At 67.7% G+C, this 24172-nt stretch carries 26 protein-coding genes and 1 tRNA gene; 6 read left to right on the forward strand and 21 right to left on the reverse strand.

Annotation, left to right across the window (positions count from 1 at the left end):
- Positions 1 to 3: 3 nt before the first annotated feature.
- A complete protein-coding gene (epsC, locus tag QZ814_RS17520) occupies positions 4 to 954 on the forward strand; it encodes a serine O-acetyltransferase EpsC (RefSeq protein ID WP_294334663.1) in 951 nt (316 codons plus the stop codon).
- Positions 955 to 963: 9 nt separating this feature from the next.
- Here the strand turns inward: epsC and QZ814_RS17525 are convergent.
- The 8 genes from QZ814_RS17525 to QZ814_RS17560 form a co-directional block, all read right to left on the reverse strand.
- Positions 964 to 1039 (reverse strand) — tRNA-Val (locus QZ814_RS17525).
- A 61-nt stretch (positions 1040 to 1100) separates the two neighbouring features.
- Entirely contained in the window at positions 1101 to 2045 is a 945-nt protein-coding gene (locus QZ814_RS17530; protein ID WP_294334665.1) for a hypothetical protein, read from the reverse strand.
- Between the two features lie 140 nt (positions 2046 to 2185).
- Positions 2186 to 3061, reverse strand: a complete 876-nt coding sequence (locus QZ814_RS17535; protein WP_294334668.1) for a hypothetical protein — start codon at positions 3059 to 3061, stop codon at positions 2186 to 2188.
- A 12-nt stretch (positions 3062 to 3073) separates the two neighbouring features.
- A complete protein-coding gene (locus QZ814_RS17540) occupies positions 3074 to 4549 on the reverse strand; it encodes an NAD(P)(+) transhydrogenase (Re/Si-specific) subunit beta (protein WP_294334670.1) in 1476 nt (491 codons plus the stop codon).
- Positions 4550 to 4551: 2 nt separating this feature from the next.
- Complete coding sequence (locus QZ814_RS17545; RefSeq protein WP_093297885.1) at positions 4552 to 4845, reverse strand: proton-translocating transhydrogenase family protein; 294 nt, start codon at positions 4843 to 4845, stop codon at positions 4552 to 4554.
- 3 nt (positions 4846 to 4848) lie between these two features.
- The gene (locus QZ814_RS17550) at positions 4849 to 5349 is read right to left on the reverse strand and encodes an endonuclease domain-containing protein (RefSeq protein ID WP_294334675.1); all 501 of its coding nucleotides are present in this window, start codon (positions 5347 to 5349) and stop codon (positions 4849 to 4851) included.
- Positions 5346 to 6467: an NAD(P) transhydrogenase subunit alpha gene (locus tag QZ814_RS17555; RefSeq protein WP_294334677.1), complete on the reverse strand. Its 1122-nt coding sequence runs from the start codon at positions 6465 to 6467 to the stop codon at positions 5346 to 5348. Before QZ814_RS17555 ends, QZ814_RS17550 begins: the two co-directional genes overlap by 4 nt.
- A 1-nt stretch (position 6468) precedes the next feature.
- Positions 6469 to 6606, reverse strand: a complete 138-nt coding sequence (locus tag QZ814_RS17560; protein ID WP_294334678.1) for an aa3-type cytochrome c oxidase subunit IV — start codon at positions 6604 to 6606, stop codon at positions 6469 to 6471.
- A gap of 161 nt (positions 6607 to 6767) precedes the next feature.
- Here QZ814_RS17560 and QZ814_RS17565 point away from each other — a divergent pair, with 161 nt between their 5' ends.
- Entirely contained in the window at positions 6768 to 8195 is a 1428-nt protein-coding gene (locus QZ814_RS17565; RefSeq protein ID WP_294334679.1) for a sigma-54 dependent transcriptional regulator, read from the forward strand.
- Here the strand turns inward: QZ814_RS17565 and folP are convergent.
- From folP to glmM, 8 genes are all read right to left on the reverse strand, one after another.
- A complete protein-coding gene (gene folP, locus QZ814_RS17570) occupies positions 8180 to 9277 on the reverse strand; it encodes a dihydropteroate synthase (protein ID WP_294334680.1) in 1098 nt (365 codons plus the stop codon). The two genes, QZ814_RS17565 and folP, sit on opposite strands and share 16 nt — an antisense overlap.
- A gap of 97 nt (positions 9278 to 9374) precedes the next feature.
- Positions 9375 to 10505 carry a site-specific DNA-methyltransferase gene (locus tag QZ814_RS17575; RefSeq protein WP_294334681.1) on the reverse strand — a complete coding sequence of 377 codons (1131 nt, stop codon included), beginning with the start codon at positions 10503 to 10505 and terminating at the stop codon, positions 9375 to 9377.
- Positions 10506 to 10756: 251 nt separating this feature from the next.
- Positions 10757 to 11326, reverse strand: coding sequence for a hypothetical protein (locus QZ814_RS17580; RefSeq protein ID WP_294334682.1), 570 nt, complete (start codon positions 11324 to 11326; stop codon positions 10757 to 10759).
- A gap of 233 nt (positions 11327 to 11559) precedes the next feature.
- Positions 11560 to 12186, reverse strand: a complete 627-nt coding sequence (locus tag QZ814_RS17585; protein WP_294334683.1) for a ribonuclease HII — start codon at positions 12184 to 12186, stop codon at positions 11560 to 11562.
- On the reverse strand, positions 12179 to 13339 hold the full coding sequence (gene thiD, locus QZ814_RS17590) for a bifunctional hydroxymethylpyrimidine kinase/phosphomethylpyrimidine kinase (protein WP_294334685.1): 1161 nt from the start codon (positions 13337 to 13339) through the stop codon (positions 12179 to 12181). Before thiD ends, QZ814_RS17585 begins: the two co-directional genes overlap by 8 nt.
- A gap of 4 nt (positions 13340 to 13343) precedes the next feature.
- A complete protein-coding gene (locus tag QZ814_RS17595) occupies positions 13344 to 13568 on the reverse strand; it encodes a DUF1272 domain-containing protein (RefSeq protein WP_294334686.1) in 225 nt (74 codons plus the stop codon).
- A 42-nt stretch (positions 13569 to 13610) separates the two neighbouring features.
- Positions 13611 to 13895: a hypothetical protein gene (locus QZ814_RS17600; protein ID WP_294334690.1), complete on the reverse strand. Its 285-nt coding sequence runs from the start codon at positions 13893 to 13895 to the stop codon at positions 13611 to 13613.
- A 65-nt stretch (positions 13896 to 13960) separates the two neighbouring features.
- The gene (glmM, locus tag QZ814_RS17605; protein ID WP_294334691.1) at positions 13961 to 15301 is read right to left on the reverse strand and encodes a phosphoglucosamine mutase; all 1341 of its coding nucleotides are present in this window, start codon (positions 15299 to 15301) and stop codon (positions 13961 to 13963) included.
- A gap of 71 nt (positions 15302 to 15372) precedes the next feature.
- On the opposite strand from glmM, the gene QZ814_RS17610 reads away from it, so the two are divergent.
- On the forward strand, positions 15373 to 16614 hold the full coding sequence (locus QZ814_RS17610; RefSeq protein ID WP_294334693.1) for a cation:dicarboxylase symporter family transporter: 1242 nt from the start codon (positions 15373 to 15375) through the stop codon (positions 16612 to 16614).
- 3 nt (positions 16615 to 16617) lie between these two features.
- Here the strand turns inward: QZ814_RS17610 and QZ814_RS17615 are convergent, their stop codons facing one another.
- The 5 genes from QZ814_RS17615 to pgi all read right to left on the reverse strand — a co-directional run bounded on the left by QZ814_RS17615 (position 16618) and on the right by pgi (position 20947).
- On the reverse strand, positions 16618 to 17361 hold the full coding sequence (locus QZ814_RS17615; RefSeq protein ID WP_294334695.1) for a hypothetical protein: 744 nt from the start codon (positions 17359 to 17361) through the stop codon (positions 16618 to 16620).
- Complete coding sequence (locus tag QZ814_RS17620) at positions 17358 to 17519, reverse strand: hypothetical protein (protein ID WP_294334698.1); 162 nt, start codon at positions 17517 to 17519, stop codon at positions 17358 to 17360. The genes QZ814_RS17615 and QZ814_RS17620 overlap by 4 nt, the downstream gene beginning before the upstream one ends.
- Positions 17520 to 17573: 54 nt before the next feature.
- Positions 17574 to 18920: a glutathione-disulfide reductase gene (gene gorA / locus QZ814_RS17625; RefSeq protein WP_294334701.1), complete on the reverse strand. Its 1347-nt coding sequence runs from the start codon at positions 18918 to 18920 to the stop codon at positions 17574 to 17576.
- A gap of 228 nt (positions 18921 to 19148) precedes the next feature.
- Complete coding sequence (locus QZ814_RS17630) at positions 19149 to 19454, reverse strand: alkylphosphonate utilization protein (RefSeq protein WP_294334703.1); 306 nt, start codon at positions 19452 to 19454, stop codon at positions 19149 to 19151.
- Positions 19451 to 20947: a glucose-6-phosphate isomerase gene (gene pgi / locus QZ814_RS17635; protein WP_294334705.1), complete on the reverse strand. Its 1497-nt coding sequence runs from the start codon at positions 20945 to 20947 to the stop codon at positions 19451 to 19453. Before pgi ends, QZ814_RS17630 begins: the two co-directional genes overlap by 4 nt.
- Positions 20948 to 21052: 105 nt before the next feature.
- Here pgi and lepB point away from each other — a divergent pair, with 105 nt between their 5' ends.
- The 3 genes from lepB to era all read left to right on the forward strand — a co-directional run bounded on the left by lepB (position 21053) and on the right by era (position 24136).
- Entirely contained in the window at positions 21053 to 21916 is an 864-nt protein-coding gene (lepB, locus tag QZ814_RS17640) for a signal peptidase I (protein WP_294334708.1), read from the forward strand.
- A gap of 2 nt (positions 21917 to 21918) precedes the next feature.
- Positions 21919 to 22587 carry a ribonuclease III gene (gene rnc, locus QZ814_RS17645; RefSeq protein ID WP_294334710.1) on the forward strand — a complete coding sequence of 223 codons (669 nt, stop codon included), beginning with the start codon at positions 21919 to 21921 and terminating at the stop codon, positions 22585 to 22587.
- Between the two features lie 640 nt (positions 22588 to 23227).
- Positions 23228 to 24136 (forward strand): GTPase Era, encoded by a 909-nt coding sequence (era, locus tag QZ814_RS17650; protein WP_294334711.1) that lies wholly within the window; start codon positions 23228 to 23230, stop codon positions 24134 to 24136.
- The last annotated feature ends 36 nt before the right edge of the window (positions 24137 to 24172 follow it).

Genomic DNA, 24172 nt, shown 5'->3' on the forward strand with positions numbered 1-24172 from the left:
GCGATGGTATCCGGTCACCCCTTCGCCGGCGAGATTGCGGATGCGGTCTCGGCGCTCAACACGGTCCGCTCCGCCTGGCGCGAACGCCGCGCCGAACATCGCGGCCTGTCGCGCTTCCCCGCGCCGACCGATCTTGCCCGCTTTGTCGAGCATGTCGCCGCCGCCCTGTTCCCCACCCGCCTCGGCGGCTTTCGCGGCGGCATCGCCCGCGAGGATGATTTCGTCGCCGAACAGCTGGGCCAGGCCCTCGCCATCCTGCGCGAACAGCTTGCCGCCGAGTTCGACTATTGGCAGCTCCACAGCGCCACCCCGTTCGAAAGCGACCAGCCCGACCTGCTTGTCCGACTGTTCGCCGCCGCGCTGCCGGAGATCCGCACGCTGCTCGACGAGGATGTCGATGCCGCGTTCGTCGGCGACCCCGCCGCGCGCAGCGTCGACGAGATCCTGATCAGCTACCCCGGCGCACTGGCGATCCTTCATTACCGCATCGCCCACCAGCTGCACGAGCTGGGCGCGGTGATCGTCGCGCGCATCCTCTCCGAGCTCGCCAATGCCCGCACCGGCATCGACATCCACCCGGCCGCGACGATCGGCCCGAGCTTCTTCATCGACCATGGCACCGGCGTGGTGATCGGCGAGACCACGATCATCGGCCGCAACGTGCGGCTCTATCAGCACGTCACCCTCGGCGCGCGCAGCCCGCTGGGGCTGGCACCGGCCGGCCCGCGCAGCCGCTATGCCCGCCATCCGATCATCGAGGACGATGTGATCATCTATGCAGGCGCCACGATCCTCGGCCGGGTGACGATCGGCCGCGGCAGCACGATCGGCGGCAATGTCTGGCTGCTCGACGACGTGCCGCCGCACAGCATGCTGGTACAGCCGGCCGCCGTGCCGCTGTACGGCGATGCCCAGAACAACATGACGGCGCGCCTCGCCGTACATCGCGATTGAGAAGGGAAATGGTGGGCGGTGACGGGCTCGAACCGCCGACCCTCTCGGTGTAAACGAGATGCTCTACCAACTGAGCTAACCGCCCGCGCGCCCGGTGGGCGACTGCGTGGAAGGCCGATGCCAAAGCTTTGCGCGAAGGGCAAGCCTCAAACGAGCGTCAGCCCCGCCCGCTTCACCGCGCCGATATAGCGCAGCATCCCCTGCCGGGCAGTGTCACTCAGCCCGATATAGGCGCGGCGCCGGTCGCTGGGGTCGGCCTTGCGATCGAACAGGCCGGCTTCGCTGAGCGTGCCGATCCAGCGCAGCGCCGTGGTGGGCGGCACCGCCGCCGCGATGCACAGGCTGGAGACCGAGATCTGGCGATGCTCGAGATCGGCGGCGAACAGATCGAGCAGCATGTCCCAGGCCGGGTCGGCGAACAGGTCGCCGTCGAAGAATTCCGACCGCATCCGCCGCGCCCGAATCGCCCGCCGTATCTCGTTCGCATTCGTCTCGACGCCATCGGCCTCCGCCGCGAAGGCGAAGGCCGACGTGCGTACCGTGGCCGTGGCATCGCTCAGTTCGGTGCGGGTCAGCCGGGCGAGCGAGTCGGCGATGCGGGCGACCTCCTCCTGGAAGCGCCGCATCCGCAACACCTCCTCGTCGCGCATGCCGTCATGCAGTCGGACGACGGACGGGCGCCCGGCGAACAAGGCCGCGGTCAGGCGATCGGCCTCGCTCGGGCTACATTGCAGCATCGCCGTGGCAGGCAGCAGCGCGGCCGCGAGATCGATATGCGCGGGTGGCACCGTCGCGATCAGCGACACGCCGCGCGCCTCCACCAGCGCGCCGAGCCGGGCGAGCAGCGGCTCGAGCAGCGCCTCCTCGATCCCGTCGGTCTCGAGGATCACCAGCTGGACCCCGTCGAGCAGGGCAATCTCCCGCAGCGCCTCCGCAGCATCGAGCGGCGCACGAAGGCGAAAGCCCGCCAGCGTGGCGGTACGCTGTGCCAGATCCCGCGCCGGTCCGGCCGCAGCAATGACCAGCGCTACGTCACGGTCGAAATCATAGGTGATGGGCGTTGCGTCGCCCAGACTCGGCAGCTCGTACATGCTTCGCCCCCTGGTTCGGCATCTGTTCCCCCACAGATGCCGCATTGCTCCGAAACGGCGGAGTCGCACTTCCTCCATTTCGGAGCCAATAGGTCGACTATAGCGCAGAAATTCGCAAGGTGGAGCGAAGTATCGTTTGCTCAGCGCTGCCGACGAAGATCTTCGATCTGCCCGTCCTTGAGCCCCAGCATCATGCGTGCGGCGCTGGCGAGCGTCGCGGTGTTCAGAACAAAGCTCAGCGCCATCAGCACCAGCAGCCCGACGACCAGAACAAGCTGCGCTAAAATCGGCAAATTCTTGGCGGCGATGACCAGCATCAGCAGCGTCTGCACAATTGCCGTGCCGTTCAGCCCGCTCTGGGCAAGCAGCGCCAGGGTCGGCAGAAAGAACAGCGCCAGCAACGCCAGCCCTGCGGTGCACAGCAGCAGCGCGATCACCGCAAATGCCCCGAAGATGGACCAGAAATGCCCGCGCGACTGCGCCCAGGCCTCGTCCACGGTGATCGCCTCGTAAAGATAGGTGAGCGGCAGCGCGATGGCGAGCCGGGTCTGCACGAACACGAACGCGGCAAGCTCCGCCACGAACAGCAGCGCCGCGAGCAGCTGCCGTGCGCTTTCGTTTGGCAGCAGCCAGCCGAGCAGCCCGAGCACGAAGCCATTGGCCAGCGCCAGCAGGAACAGCACCACGCCGCTGCCGATCGTCAGCATTGCCAGCAGCGCGAACACCCGCAGCTCGTTGGCGCCGAGCCGCAGATAGAAGGCGCCGCGCTTGTAGGGATGCAGCGTGGCGCGGGTCGCCGCGGTGATCAGCACGGCGATCAAGGCGATCGTCAGTGTCTGGGTGAGCAGCGCCGGAAGCAGCGCTGCCGCCACGCCGTCGGGGGCGGCCGGCGCGATCGCGATCCGCAACAGCCCGATCGCGAAGATGCCGGCGAGGTAGAGGATCGACCAGACCAGCACCGATAACGGGTGCTGCCGCAGCAGGCGGAACGCGCCGCCTAATATCGATCCGATCACCCCATCCCCCGATCAGTCCAGCGACTTGACGATTTCTTCCACCATCTTCTTAGCATCGGCGAGCAGCATCATCGTGTTGTCGCGGTAGAAAACCTCGTTGTCGACGCCGGCATAGCCGACGCCGCCCATGCTGCGCTTGACGAACAGCACGGTCTTGGCCTTCTCCACGTCGAGCACCGGCATGCCATAGATCGGCGAGGACTTGTCAGTCTTGGCGGCCGGGTTGGTCACGTCGTTGGCGCCGATCACGAAGGCAACGTCGGTCTGGGCGAACTCCGAGTTGATGTCCTCCAGCTCGAACACCTCGTCATAGGGGACGTTGGCCTCGGCGAGCAGCACGTTCATGTGGCCCGGCATGCGGCCCGCGACCGGATGGATCGCATACTTCACCCGCACGCCGTGCGCCTTCAGCTTGTCCGCCATCTCGCGCAGCACGTGCTGGGCCTGTGCCACCGCCATGCCGTAGCCGGGCACGATGATCACCTGCTCGGCCTGGCTCATCAGGAACGCCGCGTCCTCGGCCGAGCCGCGCTTCCACGGGCGGTCGACCGCTGCCGCCGCCCCCGCGCCGCCGCCCGCATCGCCGCCGAACCCGCCGGCGATCACGCTGAGGAAGCTGCGGTTCATCGCCTTGCACATGATGTAGCTGAGGATTGCGCCCGAGCTGCCGACCAGCGCGCCGGTGATGATCATCGCGGAGTTGTGCAGCGTGAAGCCCATCGCCGCCGCCGCCCAGCCCGAATAGCTGTTGAGCATCGAGACGACGACCGGCATGTCCGCGCCGCCGATGGGGATGATCAGCAGGAAGCCGATGACGAAGCTCAGCGCGGTCACGGTCCAGAAGATCCAGGGGCTCTGGTCCTGGGTGAAATAGCCGACCAGGCCGAGAATCGCGGCGAGCAGCCCCAGGTTGATCACGTGGCGCGCGGGCAGCAGGATCGGCTTGCCGCCCATATTGCCGTTGAGCTTGAGGAACGCGATCACCGATCCCGAGAAGGTGATCGCGCCGATCGCGACGCCCAGGCCCATCTCGATGCGGCTCTGGAGGAAGATCACGCCGTCGCTGGCGATGCCGAACGCGCCGGGATTGAGGAAGGCAGCACCCGCGACCAGCACGGCGGCCAGACCGACCAGCGAGTGGAAGGCGGCGACCAGCTGCGGCATCGCGGTCATCGCGATCCGGCGCGCCGTGACGATGCCGATCGCCGCACCGATGCCGATCGCGGCGAGCAGCTCGACCAGGGTCAGCGTGTCGAGCACCGGGGTGCCGTAATTCTCGCAAATGGCGCCCGTCGGGCAGGGCGGTGCGATGCGCGGGACGTGGGTGACGAGCGTGGTCACCACCGCGATCGTCATGCCGATCATGCCGGCGCGGTTGCCGCGCTGGCTGGTGGCGGGGCTCGACAGTCCTCGCAATGCAAGGATGAAGCAGACGCCGGCGACGAGATAGGCCAGCGCCGCCCAGGGGTTTTGCGCGATGCTCTCCATGCTCAGCGAACCTTCTTCTTGTACATGGCGAGCATCCGCGCGGTCACCGCGAACCCTCCGAAGATGTTGATGCTGGCCAGCACCACCGCGAGCAGGCCGAGCCATTTCGAGGTCTCCCCCGCGCCGCCCAGGCTGCCCGCCGCAGCGGCGATCAGCGCGCCGACGATGATCACCGAGGAGATGGCGTTGGTCACCGCCATCAGGGGGGTGTGCAGGGCCGGGGTTACCGACCAGACGACGTAATAGCCGACGAAGCACGCCAGCACGAAGACCGACAGGATCGAGATGAAGTCCATGATCTACTCCTGATCCGCGCGGCGCTGCGCGGAAAGATCCTCCCCGGAACGGGGAGGGGGACCAGCCGCAGGCTGGTGGAGGGGGAGCCCGGCAAGGGACGCAATCGAGGACGCTACTGCGTCCGCGTCCTGCAAGATCTCCGCCGCATCGATACGCAGAACTCGGTAGCCGTTCCCGGCCAGAAACTGATCCCTGCGGCAGTCATGCGCGATCGCCGCGGGGGATGCATGCACCTGGCCGTCTACCTCGATCACCAGCCGCAGCGCGGCGATGTAGAAGTCGACGACATAGGGGCCGATCGGGTGCTGGTTGCGCACCCGCGCGCCCAAGGCATTTCGCCGCAGCCGCTGCCATAGCAACACCTCGGGCAGACTGAGCCGCCGCCGCTGCCGCCGCGCCAGCGCAACGTCGGGCCGGATCGCCCGCTTCGCTCCCCCTCCACCGCGCTGCGCGCGGTCCCCCTCCCCGTGCAGGGGAGGATCGGGGAGCGCCACCGGTGTCACGACAACAGCCTCTCGTGCACCACCTTGCCGCCCTGCGTCACCCGCACGGCGTTGCCGATTTCCTCGTCGAGCACCGGCCTGCCCGCGTCCTTGTCCCAGAAAGCCGAGAGGAAGTTGAACAGGTTGCACGCGAACAGCGCCGACGAGTCCGCCGCCAGCCGGCTCGGCACGTTGCGATGGCCGACGATCTTCACGCCGTGGCGCAGGACGATCTCGCCCGGCACCGAGCCCTCGACATTGCCACCCTGCTCCACCGCCAGGTCGACGATCACGCTGCCCGCCCGCATCGCCGCGATCTGCGTGTCGCTGATCAGCCGCGGCGCCGCGCGGCCGGGGATCAGCGCGGTGGTGATCACGATGTCCTGCTTGGCGATGTGCGCGGAGACCAGCTCGGCTTGCGCCGCCTTGTACGCGTCGCTCATCTCGGTGGCATAACCGCCCGAACCTTCGCCCTCGATGCCTGCGACATTCTCGACGAAGATCGGCTTGGCGCCGAGCGAGAGGATCTGCTCCTTGGTCGCCGAGCGCACGTCGGTGGCGGAGACCTGCGCCCCCAGCCGCCGCGCGGTGGCGATCGCCTGGAGCCCGGCGACGCCCACCCCCATCACGAACACCTTGGCGGCGCTCACCGTGCCGGCCGCGGTCATCATCATCGGAAAGGCGCGGTCATATTCGGCGGCGGCATCGAGCACCGCCTTGTAGCCGGCGAGGTTCGACTGGGAGGACAGGATGTCCATCGACTGGGCGCGGGTGATTCGCGGCATGAACTCCATCGCCAGCGCCTCGAGCCCCAGCGCCGCATAGCGATCGAGTCGCGCGCGCTCGCCGAACGGGTTGAGCCCCGCGACCAGCCAGGCGCCCGACTTGATGCCCGCCAAGCTGTCCGGATCCGGCCCCTGCACCGCCAGCACGATATCGGCATCGGCCAGCACTTCCGCGCGCGACGCGACGGTCGCTCCCGCATCGCGATAGGCGTCGTCGCTGTAGGAAGCCGCCTGCCCTGCCCCGGCCTCCACCGCCACCAAAGCCTTCACACTCATGAATTTCTTGACCGTTTCGGGCGTAGCCGCGACACGTCGTTCGGCAGAAGCCGTCTCTTTCAATACCGCGATCTTCACGTCAGCGTGCGATCAGGAAGACGACGAACCCAGCGATGAGGAACACAGCCACCGTGCCCCACTTCATCAGCGCAGTGAAACCCTGGAAGGTTTCGACATGAGCCTGGATCTCGCCGGCGCTTTCACCTGTTTCAGCCATGGAAGTGCTCCTCTCCTAAGGTGCTCGATGTCTTATACCGCTGCTTCGCGCACCCTCAACCCCGACGCCGCAAGAACGGGTTTGTGCAGGCTTAAGCCGAACTTTACGCATCTGCTTTAATCGATGCGGCTCGAAACGGGACAAGTGGGACTGGAGTCGGCATGACGCGCAACGGGCAGCGCCTTCTATTGCTGATCGATTCGGAGCCGGCGCAACGACGTCTGGTCGCCGCGATTGCGTCGCGTCGCAGCTGGCGCACGCTGTTCGCCGATGATGCGGAGAGCGCGCTCGCGACGCTCGGCACGCCGGACGGCATGGCTGTCGACGCGATCCTTCTCGATCATCCCGAATCGGACGACGATGCCACCGCGCTGATCGCCGACCTGCGCGCCCGCCGCCCGCATCTGCCGATCCTGGTGCTCGCCGCCAACGGCTCGGTCGCGGCCGCGGTCGGCGCGATGCGCGCCGGCGCCAGCGACTTCCTGGTCAAGCCGATCGCCGGCGAACGCCTGCTCGCCGCGCTGGAAAGCGCGATGGGCGGCACCAGCGCCGGCGAACTCCGCCCCCTCACCGAGAAGCTCACCGCCAATCTCGGCTTCAGCGACATTGTCGGCTCCGCCCCGCAGTTCCGCGCCGCGCTGGCGGTTGCCGCCAAGGCCGCCCGCGCCCGCGTGCCGGTGCTGATCGAAGGCGAGACCGGCGTCGGCAAGCATGTGGTGGCCGAAGCCATCCACAGCGCCTCGCCGCGCGCCCGCAAGGACCTGGTCTGCGTCACCTGCGGGTCGATCTCGGCAAACCTCGTCGAATCCGAATTGTTCGGCCATGAGGAAGGCGCCTTCACCGGCGCGTTCGAGCGCAAGATCGGCAAGCTGCAGGAAGCGGACGGCGGCACCATCTTCCTCGACGAAGTGAGCGAGATGCCGCTCGAGGCACAGGTCAAGTTGCTGCGCCTGCTGCAGACCGGCGAGATCCAGTCGCTCGGCGCGCGCCATCCGCGCGAGGTCGACGTCCGCGTGATCGCGGCGAGCAACGTGCCGCTGCTCGGCGAGGTCGAGGCCGGACGCTTCCGCGAGGACCTCTATTACCGCCTCAACGTCGTGCAGGTCACGATCCCGCCCTTGCGCGAGCGCGCCGGCGACATCCCCGCGCTGATCCGCCACCTGCTCGCCCGCATCGGCGAGCAGCCGGGGCTGCGCTCGCTGGGCATCAGCGACGAGGCGCTGCAGCTGCTCACCGCCTATGACTGGCCGGGTAACGTCCGCCAGCTGCAGAACGTGCTGTTTCGCGCCGCCGTGCTCTGCGACGAGGAAGGGCTGACGCGCGACGACTTCCCGCAGATCGCCCAGCTGGCATCCGGCCGCCCGTCCACGACCGCGTCGGCGACGGGCCATTCGGGCGCGGCGGGCATCACCCTGTTCCGCCCGGACGGCAATCTGCGCCCGCTCGACGAGATCGAGGCGGACGTGATTCGCCTCGCCATCGGCCATTATCGCGGGCGGATGACCGAAGTCGCCCGCCGCCTCGGCATCGGCCGCTCGACGCTCTACCGCAAGCTCGGCGAACTGGGGATCGATCAGACCGCGGCGTGAGGCGCGGTGAGCGCGGCGTCCTGCATGCCGCGCCACACCCGAAGCGCCTGGACGGTCTCGAAGGCATCGTGGACGCGCAGCAGCTGCACGCCCAGGCTCACGCCCTTCAGCGCCAGCGCCAGCGATCCGCCGAGCCGCTGTTCGGCCGGCGCCTCGTTGGCGAGCGCGCCGACGATCCGCTTGCGGCTCGCGCCCAGCAGGATCGGGCAGCCGATCCCGTGGAACAGCGCCAGCCCGTTCATCAGCGCGAGATTGTCGGCCAGCGACTTGCCGAAGCCGATGCCGGGATCGATCACGATCTTCGCCCGGTCCACGCCCGCGGCGACCACGGCGTCCACCCGTGCCTCCAGCCAGTCGTAGATCTCGATCAGCGGATCGGCGTACCCGCCCCCGCCCTTGGCACCGCGCTTCGGGTCGGCGGCGTGCATCAGCACCACCGGGCAGCCGGCGCGCGCCACCACCTCCAGCGCGCGGTCGTCGTAGAGCAGCGCCGACACGTCGTTGACGATGTGTGCGCCCGCCGCGAGCGCCGCCTCCATCACCGCGGCCTTGCGCGTGTCGATCGAGACCGCGGCGCCACTCGCCGCCAGCCGTTCGATCACCGGCACGACGCGGGCGATCTCGTCGCCCTCCCAGACGGTTTCGGCACCCGGCCGGGTGGATTCGCCGCCGACATCGAGGATCGCGGCGCCCGCGATGCCCATGTCGACGCCCGATTGCGCCGCGGCGGCGGGATCGCCGAGATGCTTGCCGCCGTCGGAAAAGCTGTCCGGCGTCATGTTGAGGATCGCCATCACCTGCGGCTGGTCGAAGCGCAGCGTGCGGGTGCCGAGGGTCAGCGGCGCGCGAGGGGCGGTGATGCGCCGGGCGGTCGAGGCGAGGCGGGGGTGCGCCTCGACCTCGGCGACAGAGAGGGTGCGCTGGAGAATGCGCCTGCCATTCTCCACCACGATCAGTTCATAGGCAGAGAACCAGAGCAGCCCGCCCGCCAACCGCGCGACCTCGCCGTCTCGGCCGGCGGGTGTGTCGACGAACTGGATCGGCCGGAGATACGGACGGGCGGCGGAGGGGAGGTCGAGCATGTCGCCGTGCTACCGGGCGAACGCCGGCGAAGGAAGCGCACATCCGCCCCCAAGCGCAGCCCTCCCCCCTTGCGGGGGAAGGGGGAGGAGAAGAAGCTTAAGGCTGCGTCGCGAGCAGGTAGGTCTGGCGCAGCGCGTCGATCGGCTTGAGGGCGCCCTGGTCCTCGTAATGCCAGAAGGTCCAGCCGTTGCAGCTCGGCGCGCCCTGCAGCGTGGCACCCAGCTTGTGGATCGAACCCGCCTGCCCGTCGCAGCTGAGCGAGCCGTCCGCCCCCACCGTCGCCCGCCAGCGCGCCTTGTGGTCGCTGAGCACGGTGCCGGGCGCCAGATAGCCGTTCTCGACCAGCTGGCCGAACGCCACGCGCGGCGCGGCCTTGGGGGCCTGCATCGTCTGCAGCGCGCTCTCGTCGAGCGGGAGCGCCGCGGCGATGCGCTCCAGCGCCGCTTCCACGTACACGCCCTCGCGATCGATGCCGATCCAGCGCCGGCCGAGGCGTTTGGCCACAGCACCCGTGGTGCCGGTGCCGAAGAACGGATCGAGCACCACGTCGCCCGGCTTGGTGCAGGACAGCAGCACGCGGTACAGCAGCGCCTCGGGCTTCTGGGTCGGGTGGACCTTGGTGCCGTTCTTCTTCAGCCGCTCCTGCCCGCTGCAGATCGGGAATTCCCAGTCGCTGCGCATCTGCAGTTCGTCGTTGAGCGTCTTCATCGAGCGATAGTTGAAGGTGTAGCGCGACTTCTCGCCCTTCGACGCCCAGATCAGCGTTTCGTGCGCGTTGGTGAATCGGGTGCCCTTGAAGTTGGGCATCGGGTTGGCCTTGCGCCAGATGATGTCGTTGAGGATCCAGAAGCCGAGGTCCTGGATCGCCGAGCCGACCTTGAAGATGTTGTGATAGCTGCCGATCACCCAGATCGTGCCATCGTCCTTCAGGATGCGACGCGCCTGCGCCAGCCATTCGCGCGTGAACTTGTCATAGGCCGCGAGGCTGTCGAACTTGTCCCACTCGTCGGTCACCGCGTCGACATGGCTGCCGTCGGGACGGTTGAGGTCGCCGCCCAGCTGCAGATTGTACGGCGGATCCGCGAAGATCATGTCGATCGACTTGTCGGGCAGACCGCGCATCGCCTCGATGCAGTCCTGGCGCAGGATCGTGTCCAGCGGCAGCACGGCCGGCGCCTGCTTCGCGACGCGCGCACCCGCCCGTTTGACCTTCTCCAGCACGCCCATGAATCATTGCCCCTTCGCTCAAAAGGCACCCCTATTCGGGGCCGAGCGACTCCTCCGTCAAGAGGGGGGATCGCCGGGCGGTGACCCGAAGCAGGTACTTGGCACGGCGGAACATTTCGGCACCCGCCATATCTTGAGTCAAGAAGTTATCCACAGGCCCAAGCGCTGGTAGGTGTGGCCCGAAAGACTCAGTTTCGGTTTCGTGAAAATTTTCCCGGCCTGTGGATAAGCTGGAACGTTCCGCAAACGATTCAACCGATCGCGATGGCCTCGCCGCCGCGTGCGACGCTCGCCGCGAGCCGCGCGCGTGCCTGCGGAAACAGCCCCATTTCGTACAGCGCCTGGGCCTCGCGACCGAACCATTCGGCCTCCCCGCCGAATCGGATGCGCGCCGCGACGCACAGCGCCACGCGGACCTCCCAGCTGGTGCCCTGCGCCTGGATCGCGGCCCGGATCGCCTTGCGGCTAGGGCGCTGGCCCAGCATGTCGGAAGGGAGCCGGCACGCCAGCGCGCGGGTACGCCACGGTGCGATCTCGCCGAGATCGGCAAAGTCGCTGCCCAGCACCGGATCGCGCAGCGTCTCGAGGAAGGCGACGTGCAGCGGGTGCGCAGGATCGCTCAGGCGGGCATCGTCGTCGAAGCGGAAGCGGATCGCCCCCAGCCCACGCGATTCGGCATAGCGGACCATCGCCGCCATCTCGTGGAAGCTCGCCGGTCCCACGATCGCCTCACGAAGAAGCTCGGCCAGCACCGGGTCGTGGCGCGGTGCCGGCTGGAACCCGCCGGTCGATCCCCGCATGATGCTGCCCAGATATGCCATGCCTGCTTTCCTCCCGCTGCGATCCTTGCATTGTAGGACGGCGGCGCAGGCGTGCGGGGCACTAGGCAAAATTTGCCGGGTGGAGGATAGCCGCAGCCCCCTCCCCAGCCCGTCATCCCGGCGAAAGCCGGGATCCATTGGGGTCTACGGCGCGGCTCTTGCTGCAGCGGAGCGGCGAATGGATTCCGGCTTTCGCCGGAATGACGGAGGTAAGAAACCGATGGTCCGGGAGATCATTCCGCCGCGATCGGCCCGAAATCGAGATGCGCCTGCGCGACCGGCGCGAAGCTGCGGCGGTGGTGCGGCGTCGGCCCGAGCGACCGCAGCGCCGCCTGGTGCGCCTTGCCGCCATAGCCCTTGTTCGACGCCCAGCCATAGCCGGGGAACTGTGCGTCCAGCTCCACCATCATGCAGTCACGCCGGTGCTTGGCGACGATCGAGGCTGCCGCGATCGACAGGCACAGCGCGTCGCCGCTGACCACCGCCTCGCTGCGATGGTGCCATTTCGGGCAGCGATTGCCGTCGACCAGCACGAAGGCGGGCGGGAAGCCCAAGGCCTCCACCGCGCGCGTCATCGCCAGCATCGTCGCCCAGAGGATGTTGAGCCGGTCGATCTCCTCGACGCTGGCGATCCCCACCCCCACCTGCGCGCAGGCGAGCAGTTCCTCGCACAGCCGGGCCCGCTTGGCCGCAGTCAGCGCCTTCGAGTCGTTGATCCCTTCGGGGATGCAGTCCGGGTCCAGTACCACGGCCGCTGCGACCACCGGCCCGGCCAGCGGGCCGCGCCCGGCTTCGTCCACCCCGGCGACCGGGCCGGCATGGCGCTGGAAATAGCGGGTCTCGTAGCTAAGGTCAGGCATCGTCCTCGATCCGCCATGGCGGAAAGCGGCGCATCTCGCCAGCCTGATAGAGACGCACCGCGTTGCCGGCGGGATCGCGCAACCGCGCCTCGCGCCAGCCCCATTTCTCGTCCCTGGGCTCCTGCTCGAAGCGGAAGCCCTGCTGCTGGAGATAGGCGACGGTCACGTCGAGGTCGCCGCATTCGAAATAGACGACCGGTGCGGTATATTGCTCGTCGGTCGCGATCGAGAAGGTCGCGCCGCCCTCGGTCTCGAACCGGGCGTAGCGAGGAGACGCCCGCACCACCTGCCGCAAGCCGAGCAGCCGGTAGAAGCGCTCGCTGGCCGCCAGGTCCTGCGCCGGCACCGTCACCTGGTTCAGCATCGGCTCGAAGAAGCTCATGTTGAGGTCGAGGCGCACCGCCTGCTGCGCCATCGGGCCATGGCCGCGCCCCAGCACCTCGGCCTCCCGCATCGCGATCCGCACGAAGCGGCGCGCCCGGCTCACCGCCTCGGGCAGGTCCCACTCGCAGGCAAGGCCGCAGGCGATCGCCGAGGCGAGCGTGCAGCCGGTGCCATGGTCGTTTTCGCTATCGATCCTGGGATCGCGCCATTCGATCTGCGGCGGGTCCTCGGGATCGGCGGAATAGAGCGTATCGACCACCTCGGGTCCTTCGCCATGGCCGCCCTTGACCAGCACCGCGCAGCGATGCGCGGCGACGATTTCCTGCGGGTCGCGGCCGAACACTTCCAGCTCGGGCAGGTTGGGCGTGATCACCGTGGCGCGATCCATCAGCCGCTCGAACGCCGCGACGGTCGCCTCGTCGGCGAGCCGGGCGCCGCTGGTCGCGACCATCACCGGATCGAACACCACCGGGACACCGGGCAGTTCGGTCAGCCGCTCGGCCACCGCCAGCGCGGTGCGAGCGGAACCGATCATGCCGATCTTCACCGCGTCGACGCCGATGTCGCGCACGACCGAATCGATCTGCGCAATCACCATGTCGGTCGGCACGGGGTGCACCGCCTGCACGCCCACGGTGTTCTGCGCGGTGATCGCGGTGACCGCAGTCATCGCATGGCCGCCGAGCATGGTGACGGTCTTGATGTCGGCCTGGATCCCGGCGCCGCCGCCGGAATCCGAGCCTGCGATGATCAGCACGCGTGCGCCCATGGCCTTATCCCTTGTGCTTGCGCTCGGTGGATGCGGGGTGTCGCTTCAGCGCATCGCCGACCCGGGCGGGACGGTCGAGCAGTTCGCCGCCGCAATTGGGGCAGCGCTCGTCGAGGTCGTCCGCGCATTCGGCGCAGAAGGTACACTCGAACGAGCAGATGAACGCGCCGCCGGCATCGGCCGGAAGATCGGTGCCGCAGCGTTCGCAATCAGGCCGCATCTCCAGCATCGGCGAACCTTTAGCCAGCTTGCCGCGCGTGGCAAGCGCCGCTCAGCGCGGCGGGTTGAACGCGACGATCAGCACCGCGATCAGCAGCGCGCCCAGACCGCAGAGAAAGGCCTTGTCGGCGATGTCCTCCGTCCGCGTCGCCTCGGGCGAGCGGATCGCGAGATAGGAGAGCAGGCAGCTCACCGCGAAGAACAGGCATGCGCCCACCGCCACTTCGTCCGCCATCGTCTTGTCGGCGATCTTGGTGAGCTTGAGGCCGGTGATGATGAGCAGCGCGATGCCGAGCAAGTTCGACGCGGCGCCCAGAATGTGCGGAGAGCGATCCATGCGAGCCCTTTTCGGTTGCGATGGCTGAACGCGAGCGAAACGCCCGCCATCGGCCGCCGGCGGGATTACCCCGCCGCCACGCGCACGGCGTCGCAGATCCGGTCGACCACCGTTTCCACCTGCGCCCTGTCGTCGCCCTCGGCCATCACCCGGATCACCGGCTCGGTGCCCGAGGCGCGAATCACCAGGCGGCCGCGACCCTTGAGCTCGGCCTCGGCGGCGGCGATCACGTCCTTGACGCGGTCGTCCTCCAGCGGCTTGCCGCCGGCGAAGCGGACATTCTTGAGCAGCTGGGGCAGCGGCTCGAAGCGGTGGAGCACCTCGCTCGCCGGCGCGCCGGCGCGCACGATCTCGGCCAGCACCTGCAGCGCCGCGACCAGCCCGTCACCGGTGGTGGCGTAGTCGGAGAGGATGATGTGCCCGCTCTGCTCGCCGCCGACATTATAGCCGGAGCCGCGCATCTTCTCGAGCACATAGCGGTCGCCCACCTTGGTGCGCACCAGGCCCAGCCCTTGGGCGGACAGATGCCGCTCCAGCCCCAGGTTCGACATCACGGTGGCGACCAGCCCCCCGCCGGCGAGCTTGCCCTGCCGCGCCCAGCCGGTGGCGATCAGCGCCATCAGCTGGTCGCCGTCGATCACGGTGCCGGTCTCGTCGACGACGATCAGCCGGTCGGCATCGCCGTCCAGCGCGATGCCCAGCGCCGCGCCCGAGCCGACCACCGTCTCGCTCAGCACCTGCGGTGCGGTCGAGCCGACGCCGTCGTTGATGTTCTTGCCGTTGGGGCTGACGCCGATCGACACGACCTCCGCGCCCAGCTCCCACAGCGCCGAGGGGGCAACCTGATAGGCCGCGCCATTGGCGCAATCGACCACCACCTTGAGGCCGTCGAGCGTCAGGTCCGACGGGAAGGTCGACTTGGCGAAGTGGATGTACCGGCCGCGCGCGTCCTCGACGCGGCGGGCGCGGCCGATATCGGCGGAGGCCGCCAGCGGCACGTCGCCGTCGATCAGCGCCTCGATCGCCTCTTCATCGGCGTCGGAGAGCTTGAACCCGTCCGGCCCGAACAGCTTGATGCCGTTGTCGAAATAGGGGTTGTGGCTGGCCGAGATCATCACGCCCAGATCGGCGCGCATCGAATGGGTCAGCATCGCGACTGCCGGAGTCGGCATCGGCCCCACCAGCACCACGTCCATGCCGACGCTGGTGAAGCCGGCAACCATCGCATTTTCCAGCATGTAGCCGGAAAGCCGGGTGTCCTTGCCGATCACCACGCGGTGACGGTGGTCGCCGCGGCGGAAATGCGCGCCGGCGGCCATGCCCACCTTCATCGCCATCGCCGCGGTCATCGGGGAGAGGTTGGTCGCGCCGCGGATGCCGTCGGTGCCGAAATATTTTCTTGCCATGTCTCTCGTTCTCGCGCCCTTGTGGCGTTGTATGCGCGCCGTGATAGCGGCGAAAACCTCAAAGGGCGAGCATGTCGCAACCTACCCGTATTCTTCTTTCCCTGCTGGCCGGGCTCGCGGTCGGTGCAGCGCTGGCAGCTTTCTCCCCCAGCGCCGGCCTCACCGCCGCCGCCTGGGCGCAGCCGGTGGGCCAGGCCTGGCTCAATGCGCTGCAGATGACGATCGTGCCGCTGGTCGTCGCGCTGCTGATCACGGGCGTCACCGCCACCGCCGAGGCCGCCGCGGCCGGGCGCCTCGCCGGCCGGGCGATCGCGCTCTACGTCACGCTGCTGTTCTGCTCGGCGCTGATCGCCGCGGTGCTGACGCCGCTGTTCCTCCAGATCGCGCCGTTGCCGCAGGAATCCGCCGCGAGCCTGCGCGCCGCGCTCACCGGCGCCGAGAAGATCGGCCCGGTGCCGCCGCTCGGCGAATTCCTCGCCGCGATCATCCCGGCCAACATCGTCAAGGCGGCGGCGGAGAATGCGTTCCTGTCGCTGATCATCTTCGCGCTCGTCTTCGCCTTCGCGATCACCCGCGTCGCGGCGGAATCGCGCGCGCTGCTCGTCAACTTCTTCGTCGCGGTGCGCGACGTGATGCTGGTGGTGATCGACTGGGTGCTGTGGATCGGCCCCATCGGCGTGTTCGCGCTGGCGCTGGTCGTCGGTGCCAAGGCGGGCACCGGCGCGTTCGGGGCACTGCTCCACTATATCCTGATCGTCTCGGCGGTCGGCCTGGTCGTGACGCTGTTCGCCTATCCCGCCGCCGTGCTCGGCGGCCGGATCGGCCTGGCCCGCATGTTCCGCGCGGCGCTGCCCAGCCAGGCCGTGGCGCTCAGCACCCAGTCGTCGCTCGCCACCCTGCCGGTGATGATCGAGGGTGCCGAGGAGGTCGGCGTGCCGGTCGCGGTATCGGGCGTGACGATGCCGCTGGCGGTGGCGATCTTCCGCTCGACCGGCCCCGCGATGAACTTCGCGGTCGCCATCTATGTCGCCGAATGGTTCGGCGTGCCGCTCCACGTCACCACGCTGCTGGTCGGCGCCGTCGTCGCGATGCTGACCTCGCTGGGCTCCGTGAGCCTGCCGGGCACGGTGAGCTATGTCAGCGCGATCTCGCCGGTCGCCGCGACGATCGGCGCGCCGATCACCCCGCTGGGGCTGCTGGTCGCGGTGGAGACGCTGCCGGACATCATGCGCACCGTCGGCAACGTCACCTGGGACCTGGCGACGACGATCTGGCTGTCGCGCAAGGCCGAAGCACCGGCGGCCGCGGAATAGGCATCAAGCCTCGGGCGGACGATCGGGTACGCGGAAAACCTCCAGCGCCACGTTGACGATGTTGCCCGCCTCCAGCTGGAGGAGCGGGATCGGCGCCCGATCGGCGTCGATCCGCTCCACCTTGTCCGCTTCGATGCGCACGAGGAAACGGTCGCACCGGCTGAGCACCAGCATCTTGATGGCGCGATATTCGTCGAGCGCGATGTTTTCGACCACGCCTTCATAGGCGACATTGGCGCCGCCATGCTCCAGCGTGGTGACGACATAGGCCATGATGAACCGGTCGGCGGGACGGGCGCGATCGACCAGGCGCTTCAGCCAGCCGAAGCTCATCGTCTCGCGCAGCTCGCGCACCCAGCGCCAGCCGCTCGCATGATAGCCGAGCGCGCCGACCACCGCCGCAGGCAGCAGCAGCGCGACCAGCCAGGCAAGAAAGGCGAGATCGGTCGCCCGGCCCGCCGAGCGCCCGTTGGTGAGGATCACCCGATAGACGTTGGGATCGAAGGCCACGGCAACGCAGCGCGCGCTCCAGCTGCACCATCCGGCCTGCAGCACGAACAGCGAAGCGAGCAGGATGTGCCCCAGCAACGCGCCGAACACGACAAGGATCAGGCTGACGGTAGAGCCGGGCTTTTCGGGGGCCTGCGCGATCAGGTCCGATCGCTCTCCCGCACGCAAGCCCGCCCACAAGGCGAGCCCTGGTGCCAGCAACAGCAGCACCAGGAACAGCGTGTAGCTGAAGCTCATGCCTGTTTAGGCTGCTTCTCCGCACGGGGCGCGTCGCTCAGCCGCACCACATAAACGCCGTCTTCGAAGCGGGCGGCCTTGCGGGCGGCCTGCCAGCTGCCGAAACGATCGTACACGGCATTGGCCGTGGCGATGGACTTGTCGCTGTTCACGCGCATGCGGGCCTCCGGCGACCGATATAGATCGCCGCAACCCGCGCGGCAACCGTGCCGCTATTTCAGCAGCACCAGTTCCTCGGCCATGGTCGGGTGGAGCGCGACGGTGGCGTCGAACGCGTCCTTGGTCAGCCCCGCCTTCACCGCCACGGCCGCGGCCTGCAGGATCTCCGGCGCGTCCGGCCCGATCATGTGCAGGCCGACGACCTTGCCGGTCACCCCGTCGCAGATCATCTTATAGAGCGCCCGCTCGTGCCGCCCGGCGAGCACGTTCTTCATCGCCCGGAAGTCCGAGGTATAGACCTTGACCGAGCCGAGCGTGTTGCGCGCCTCGCCCTCGGTCATGCCCACCGAAGCGATCGGCGGGTGGCTGAACACCGCGCTCGGGATGCAGTGATAATCGACCTGGTGCGGCTTGCCGCCGAACAGCGTGTCGGCAAAGGCCTGCCCCTCGCGGATCGCCACCGGCGTCAGCTGCACGCGATCGGTCACGTCGCCCACCGCATAGATGCTCTCGACCGTGCTGCGATTGTCGGCATCCACCTTCACCGCGCCGCGCGCGTTCAGTTCGACGCCGACCGTCTCGAGGCCCAGACCCTGGGTGTTGGGCACGCGGCCGGTGGCGAACAGCACGCAGTCCACCTCGATCGGATCATGGCCGCTCATCGAGACCAGCAGGCTGCCATCGGCCTGCTTCTCGATCTTCTCGAACTCGGCGAAGAAGCGGAACTCGATTCCCTTGGTCATCGAGATCTGGAGCAGCCGGTCGCGCACCTGCGCATCATAGCCGCGCAGGATCACGTCGGTACGGTTGACCAGCGTCACCTTCGAGCCGAACTCGTTGAAGATGCCCGCAAACTCGTTGGCGATATAGCCGCCGCCGGCGATCAGCACGCGCTTGGGCAGCGTCTCAAGGTGGAAGACCTCGTTCGAGGTGATGCCATGCTCGCTGCCCGGGAAGCTCGGCACGTGCGGATGCGCGCCGGTGGCGATCAGGATCGTCTTGGCGCTGACCACCTTGCCGCTCGCCAGGGTCACCTCGTTGGGGCCGGTGATCGTGGCGCGCTCGTGGAAGATCGTGACGCCGTTATTCTCCAGCCCCTGGGTGTAGAGACCGTTGAGGCGATCCACGTCCGCCAGCACATTGTCGCGCAGGGTCGGCCAGTGGAAATGACAGTCGGGCACGTCCCAGCCGAAGCGGCGGGCGTCCTTCAGATCCTCGGCGAAATGGGCGCCGAAGATGAGCAGCTTCTTCGGCACGCAGCCGCGGATCACGCAGGTGCCGCCGACGCGATACTCCTCCGCCACCGCAACCTTGGCGCCGTACGCCGCCGACATGCGCGAGGCACGCGTGCCGCCGGAGCCTGCGCCGATCACGAACAGGTCGAAGTCATAGTCGGACATGGGGCACTCCGGAGGTGTGTCGGCGCAGAAGGCCGGGAGAAGGGGTCGAAGGGAAGATAGGGTGTCGACGGGCAAAACAAGAGTGCGGGCGCTCTCGCCATCGCTCCCCTCCCGCTTGCGGGAGGGGTCGGGGGAGGGGATGGCCGAGTTGCGGACTGCGCCGTTACGGCAAGCGCCGCCACGTCGGCCCCTCCCCTAGCCCCTCCCGCAAGCGGGAGGGGAGCTGGCTCACCGCTTGCGGACGAACTCCGCGCGCAGGACGAGGCCCTTGATACCGTCGAACTTGCAGTCGATCTCCTGCGCGTCGCCGGTCAGGCGGATCGACTTGATCAGCGTGCCGCGCTTGAGCGTCTGGCCGGCACCCTTCACGGTCAGGTCCTTGATCAGCGTCACCTGGTCGCCGTCCTGCAGCAGGTTGCCGACCGAGTCGCGCACTTCCACCGTATCGGCCGCTGCGGCCTTGGCCGCAGCTTCGGCGGCGGGGACCCACTCCCCGCTCGCCTCGTCATACACATAGTCGTCGTCGCCGCTCATGCGCCAAATGCCCTTTGAATCAGATCGTTGGTGGAGGGATCGAAGTCGAGCCCGCCCTTGTCGGCCGCCTTGGCCATTTCCTTGCCCAGCTCGACGCCGAACTGGTCGAACGGGTTGATGCCGAGCAGCACCGCGTTCACGAACACGCGGTGTTCGTAGAAGGCGATCAGCGCGCCCAGCGTGCGCGGGTCGAGGCTGTCGAGCAGCAGCGTCGACGACGGACGATCACCCGGATAGCTGCGCGCGGGATCCTCATGGCCCTTGCCCGCCATCAGCGCCGCACCCTGCGCGAACATGTTGAGCAGCAGCTGGCGGTGATGCTCGGGCGCAAGCGCATCGCCCGCCTCGATGACGCCGACGAATTCGAGCGGCACCAGGTGCGTGCCCTGATGGAGCAGCTGGAACACCGCATGCTGCGCATCGGTGCCGACGCCGCCCCAGGTGATCGCCGAGGTCGGGTAGGTCACCACCTCGCCCTCCGCCGTGACGCGCTTGCCGTTCGATTCCATCTCGAGCTGCTGGAGATAGCTCGGCAGCAGCTTCAGCCGCTCGTCATAGGCGAAGGTCGCGCGGGTCTCGCAGCCGCGCGCCTGGGTGTAATAAAGGTCCGCGAACGCCGCGAGCGCCGGCGCGTTCTGCGCCAGATCGGTCAGGCGGAAATGGCGGTCCATCTCGGCCGCGCCTTCGAGCAGCTCCTCGAACGCGTCCCATCCCAGCGCCAGCGCCGCCGGGAAGCCAATCGACGACCAGAGCGAATAGCGGCCGCCGACGCTCTCGAAGAACGGCAGCACCCGCGTCTCGTCGACGCCCCATTCCACCGCCTTATCGGGCGAGGCGGTCAGCGCGACCACCTGGCCATAGGGATCCTCGACGCCGCCCTCGGCCATCCAGGCGAGCGCGCTCTGGGCGTTGAGCATGGTCTCGGTGGTGGTGAAGGTCTTGCTGGCGATCACCAGCAGCGTCGCCTGCGGATCGAACACGTCCATCGCGTTTTCGAGCGCCACGCCGTCGACATTGGAGACGATCGCCACGTCGTAGCGGTCCATGTCGCGACCCAGCGCATCGACCAGCAGGTCCGGCCCCAGCGCGGAGCCGCCGATGCCGATATGGAGGATGTGGCGGATCGGCCCCAGCGCCTCGGCCTCGATCGCGTCGATCAGCCCGCGCATCCGCGCGTGCTGGCTGCGGGCGCGAGCAACGCTCTCGGGCGCGCCTTCATAGCGCTCGGCGGTGTGCTCGGCGGCACGGCCTTCGGTGACGTTGACCACCTCGCCCGCGAACAGCGCGTCGCGCTTGTCGGCGAAGTCCATCTGCTGCGCCAGCGCGGCGAAGGCGGAGACGGCCTCCGGCGTCAGGTGCGTCTTCGACCAGTCGAAATGGATGCCGGCAACATCGGCGCTCAGCCGCGACAGCCGATCGGCATCGGCAGCGAACAGATCGGTCAGTTTCGCGGCGGGGAGGGATTGGATCGGCGTCCAGTCGGGCAAGGCCATGTTCATCTCCTTGGTGGCAGGGCTCCCCCTATCGTCCCGCACCGGCCCATTCCAGCCTCATTCCACCGCTTGACCTCCCCGCCGCGCCCTAGCAGAGCAGTGCCCATGGATACGCCCGCCTCCACCGAACCCGTCGCCTCGCGCCCCGAAAACGTGCAAGCGCCCGCCGCGAAGCCGGAAAAGCCCAAATCGGAGTGGCGCGATCTCGCGACCTTCCTGCTCAAGCTGGCGCTGATCGTGTTCGTGGTGCGCAGCTTCATCTTCTCGCCGTTCAGCATTCCCAGCGAGTCGATGCTGCCGCGGCTGCTGATCGGCGACTATCTGTTCATCACCAAGTGGAACTACGGCTATTCCAAGCACTCGCTGCCGTGGAGCCTGCCGCTGATCCCGGGCCGCATCTTCCCGGGCACGCCCGCACGCGGCGACGTAGTGGTGTTCAAGGCGCCCAACCACAATGGCGAGGACTGGATCAAGCGCGTCATCGGCCTGCCCGGCGACACGATCGAGATGGTCAACGGCCAGGTGATCCTCAACGGCAAGCCGGTGCCCAAGCAGCGCATCGCCGATTTCGTGCTGCCGATCACGCCGAACTTCACCCACTGCCCGACGCAGTTCCAGACCGCGGACGCCAAGGGCGCGCCGATCTGCCGCATCCCGCAGTTCCGCGAGACGCTGCCGAACGGCAAGCAGTATAACGTGCTCGACCAGGACAATCTGCCGCAGGACAATACCCAGGTGTACACCGTCCCCGCCGGCCATGTGTTCCTGATGGGCGACAATCGCGACAACTCCACCGACAGCCGCTTCCAGCAGCCGCCCTATGGGAACGGCATCGGCTTCGTGCCGATCGAGAATATCGAGGGGAAGGCGGTCGTGAACTTCTGGTCGACCGACGGCGGCGCCAACTGGCTGCTCCCCTGGACCTGGTTCACCGCGGCGCGGTGGAGCCGGATCGGAGAAGGCTTCTGAGCGTGCCCGATCTGGGCGGCTGGGTCGCGAAGACCTTCGGCCGCCCCGCCAAAGACCTGGCCGCTTTCCAACGCGCGCTGACCCATGGCAGCCAGGCCGCCGGCAACTACCAGCGGCTCGAATTTCTCGGCGACCGGGTGCTCGGCCTGATCGTCGCCGAATGGCTGTTCGAACGGTTTCCGGAGGAGCCGGAAGGCGCGCTTTCCCGCCGTCTCAATTCGCTGGTCACCGGCCCGGTCTGCGCCGATGTCGCGCGCGAGCTGGGCGTGGTGCCGCATCTCCGCCTCGGCAAGCAGGCGCGCGACGACGGTGCGGCGGACAGCGACAATGTGCTGGGCGACGTGATGGAGGCGCTGATCGGCGCCTTCTACCGCGAGGCAGGGCTCGATGCGGCGCGTAGCTTCGTGCGCAAAGCTTGGGGCAACCGGATCGACGAACACGCCAAGGCGCCCAAGCATCCCAAGTCGGCGCTCCAGGAATGGGCCGCGGCGCGCAACCGCCGCCCGCCGGAATATGAGATCGTCGACCGCTCCGGTCCCAACCACGCGCCGCGTTTCACCGTGAAGGTGTCGATCGGCAAGCTCGCCGAAGCGAGTGCCGAGGGCAGCAACAAGCAGGAAGCGGAGACCGCGGCAGCGGCGGCGCTGCTGGCGAAGCTGGGTAGTGCCTAGGATCGATTCGATCCCACCCTCTTCGAAAGGGAAAGGTGTATCAAGCGTCTTGGCAGAAAATCAGTCGACGGGACCGTTCGACAAGATATTCTCTCTCAAATCCTGATATCGCAGTCGCAATCGGTCAAATTATCGAATATCCGTTAGACCACCAGTTTATCGTTATATCTTTATTGACACCGTTGCTTATGTCCATCCCATGGATAACGATGACTGCAGATCCTGGCCCAGTGCAAAATGAATCAACGTACGAAAAATACCCGATAGACTTTAGGCGGACGTTGATATCGCGCCTTTCACGTGCTGATATACTGTGGCTAAAAGCGCTCAGCTTACCAACGGTGACAGCGCCTCGTTGCCAGAAAACCTCTGATATGATCTCATCCCCGCTAACGCATTTTGTCGCATTTCGGACGGAATGAGCAACTGGAGGCGGCGTGAATTCGTCGGAAACTTTAGGAGGCGCAGTCTGCACCAACAATGCCGACATCAATAGCGTGACGTATGGCACAGATTGCTCCTTAGAATTTTGACTGCCTTCTAGCTCGATTATACGAACCAGTCGGCAAGCGCTGCAAGGTAGCGCTTGATGAGCATAGGAGCTTTGCCCCATCCCCATCCCCCAGTACAACCGGAACCCATGACCGAACCCACCCCCCAACAATCCTGCGGCGTCGTCGCGATCCTCGGTGCTCCCAATGCCGGCAAGTCGACGTTGGTCAATGCGCTGGTCGGCCAGAAGGTCGCCATCGTCAGCCCAAAGGCACAGACCACCCGCGCCCGCGTGATGGGCATCGCCATCGAGGGTGACACCCAGATCATCCTGGTCGACACCCCCGGCATCTTCGAGCCCGAGCGCCGGCTCGATCGCGCGATGGTCGCCGCCGCCTGGGACGGCACCGACGGCGCCGACCTGGTCGCGCTGGTGGTGGACGGCAAGGGCGGCATCGGCCCCAAGGTCCATGCGGTGATCGACAGCCTGCGCGGCCGCAAGGGGCGCAAGATCCTGATCCTCAACAAGGTCGACATCGCCGACAAGCCCCGCCTGCTCGGCCATGCCGCCAAGCTCAACGAGGCGCTGCCGTTCGACGAGACCTATTTCGTCTCGGCCCAGACCGGCGACGGCGTGCCCGAACTCAAGGCCGCGCTCGCCAAGGCGATGCCGCAGGAGGAATGGCATTTCCCCGAGGACCAGGTCTCCGACGCGACCGATCGGATGCTGGCCGCCGAGGTGACGCGCGAACAGCTCTACCTCCAGCTCCACGCCGAGCTGCCCTATGCCAGCGCGATCGAGACCGAGAAATACAGCGAGCGCGAGGACGGATCGGTCGAGATCCACCAGCAGATCCTCGTCGCACGCGATACCCAGCGCGCCATCGTGCTCGGCAAGGGCGGCCAGCGCCTCAAGGAAATCGGCAGCCGCGCGCGTGCCGAGCTCTCCAAGCTGCTCGGCGTGCCGGTGCACCTGTACCTGCACGTCAAGGTCAATCCGAAGTGGGAAGAGGATCGCGGCCTCTATCGCGAGATCGGGCTCGACTGGGTCGACTGACCTCCCGCTTCCGAACCAACGAAAAGGCCGCGGCTC

Origin of the sequence: uncultured Sphingomonas sp. (assembly GCF_913777625.1) — a bacterium.
Classification (GTDB): domain Bacteria; phylum Pseudomonadota; class Alphaproteobacteria; order Sphingomonadales; family Sphingomonadaceae; genus Sphingomonas.

Bases quoted from the DNA above. Each gene is read 5' to 3' on its own strand.
- epsC (WP_294334663.1), top strand. From the start codon at position 4: ATGGTATCCGGTCACCCCTTCGCCGGCGAGATTGCGGATGCGGTCTCG.
- QZ814_RS17530 (WP_294334665.1), bottom strand. From the start codon at position 2,045: ATGTACGAGCTGCCGAGTCTGGGCGACGCAACGCCCATCACCTATGAT.
- QZ814_RS17540 (WP_294334670.1), bottom strand. From the start codon at position 4,549: ATGGAGAGCATCGCGCAAAACCCCTGGGCGGCGCTGGCCTATCTCGTC.
- QZ814_RS17545 (WP_093297885.1), bottom strand. From the start codon at position 4,845: ATGGACTTCATCTCGATCCTGTCGGTCTTCGTGCTGGCGTGCTTCGTC.
- QZ814_RS17560 (WP_294334678.1), bottom strand. From the start codon at position 6,606: ATGGCTGAAACAGGTGAAAGCGCCGGCGAGATCCAGGCTCATGTCGAA.
- QZ814_RS17565 (WP_294334679.1), top strand. From the start codon at position 6,768: ATGACGCGCAACGGGCAGCGCCTTCTATTGCTGATCGATTCGGAGCCG.
- folP (WP_294334680.1), bottom strand. From the start codon at position 9,277: ATGCTCGACCTCCCCTCCGCCGCCCGTCCGTATCTCCGGCCGATCCAG.
- QZ814_RS17575 (WP_294334681.1), bottom strand. From the start codon at position 10,505: ATGGGCGTGCTGGAGAAGGTCAAACGGGCGGGTGCGCGCGTCGCGAAG.
- QZ814_RS17580 (WP_294334682.1), bottom strand. From the start codon at position 11,326: ATGGCATATCTGGGCAGCATCATGCGGGGATCGACCGGCGGGTTCCAG.
- QZ814_RS17585 (WP_294334683.1), bottom strand. From the start codon at position 12,186: ATGCCTGACCTTAGCTACGAGACCCGCTATTTCCAGCGCCATGCCGGC.
- thiD (WP_294334685.1), bottom strand. From the start codon at position 13,339: ATGGGCGCACGCGTGCTGATCATCGCAGGCTCGGATTCCGGCGGCGGC.
- QZ814_RS17595 (WP_294334686.1), bottom strand. From the start codon at position 13,568: ATGCTGGAGATGCGGCCTGATTGCGAACGCTGCGGCACCGATCTTCCG.
- QZ814_RS17600 (WP_294334690.1), bottom strand. From the start codon at position 13,895: ATGGATCGCTCTCCGCACATTCTGGGCGCCGCGTCGAACTTGCTCGGC.
- glmM (WP_294334691.1), bottom strand. From the start codon at position 15,301: ATGGCAAGAAAATATTTCGGCACCGACGGCATCCGCGGCGCGACCAAC.
- QZ814_RS17610 (WP_294334693.1), top strand. From the start codon at position 15,373: ATGTCGCAACCTACCCGTATTCTTCTTTCCCTGCTGGCCGGGCTCGCG.
- QZ814_RS17615 (WP_294334695.1), bottom strand. From the start codon at position 17,361: ATGAGCTTCAGCTACACGCTGTTCCTGGTGCTGCTGTTGCTGGCACCA.
- QZ814_RS17620 (WP_294334698.1), bottom strand. From the start codon at position 17,519: ATGCGCGTGAACAGCGACAAGTCCATCGCCACGGCCAATGCCGTGTAC.
- gorA (WP_294334701.1), bottom strand. From the start codon at position 18,920: ATGTCCGACTATGACTTCGACCTGTTCGTGATCGGCGCAGGCTCCGGC.
- QZ814_RS17630 (WP_294334703.1), bottom strand. From the start codon at position 19,454: ATGAGCGGCGACGACGACTATGTGTATGACGAGGCGAGCGGGGAGTGG.
- pgi (WP_294334705.1), bottom strand. From the start codon at position 20,947: ATGGCCTTGCCCGACTGGACGCCGATCCAATCCCTCCCCGCCGCGAAA.
- lepB (WP_294334708.1), top strand. From the start codon at position 21,053: ATGGATACGCCCGCCTCCACCGAACCCGTCGCCTCGCGCCCCGAAAAC.
- era (WP_294334711.1), top strand. From the start codon at position 23,228: ATGACCGAACCCACCCCCCAACAATCCTGCGGCGTCGTCGCGATCCTC.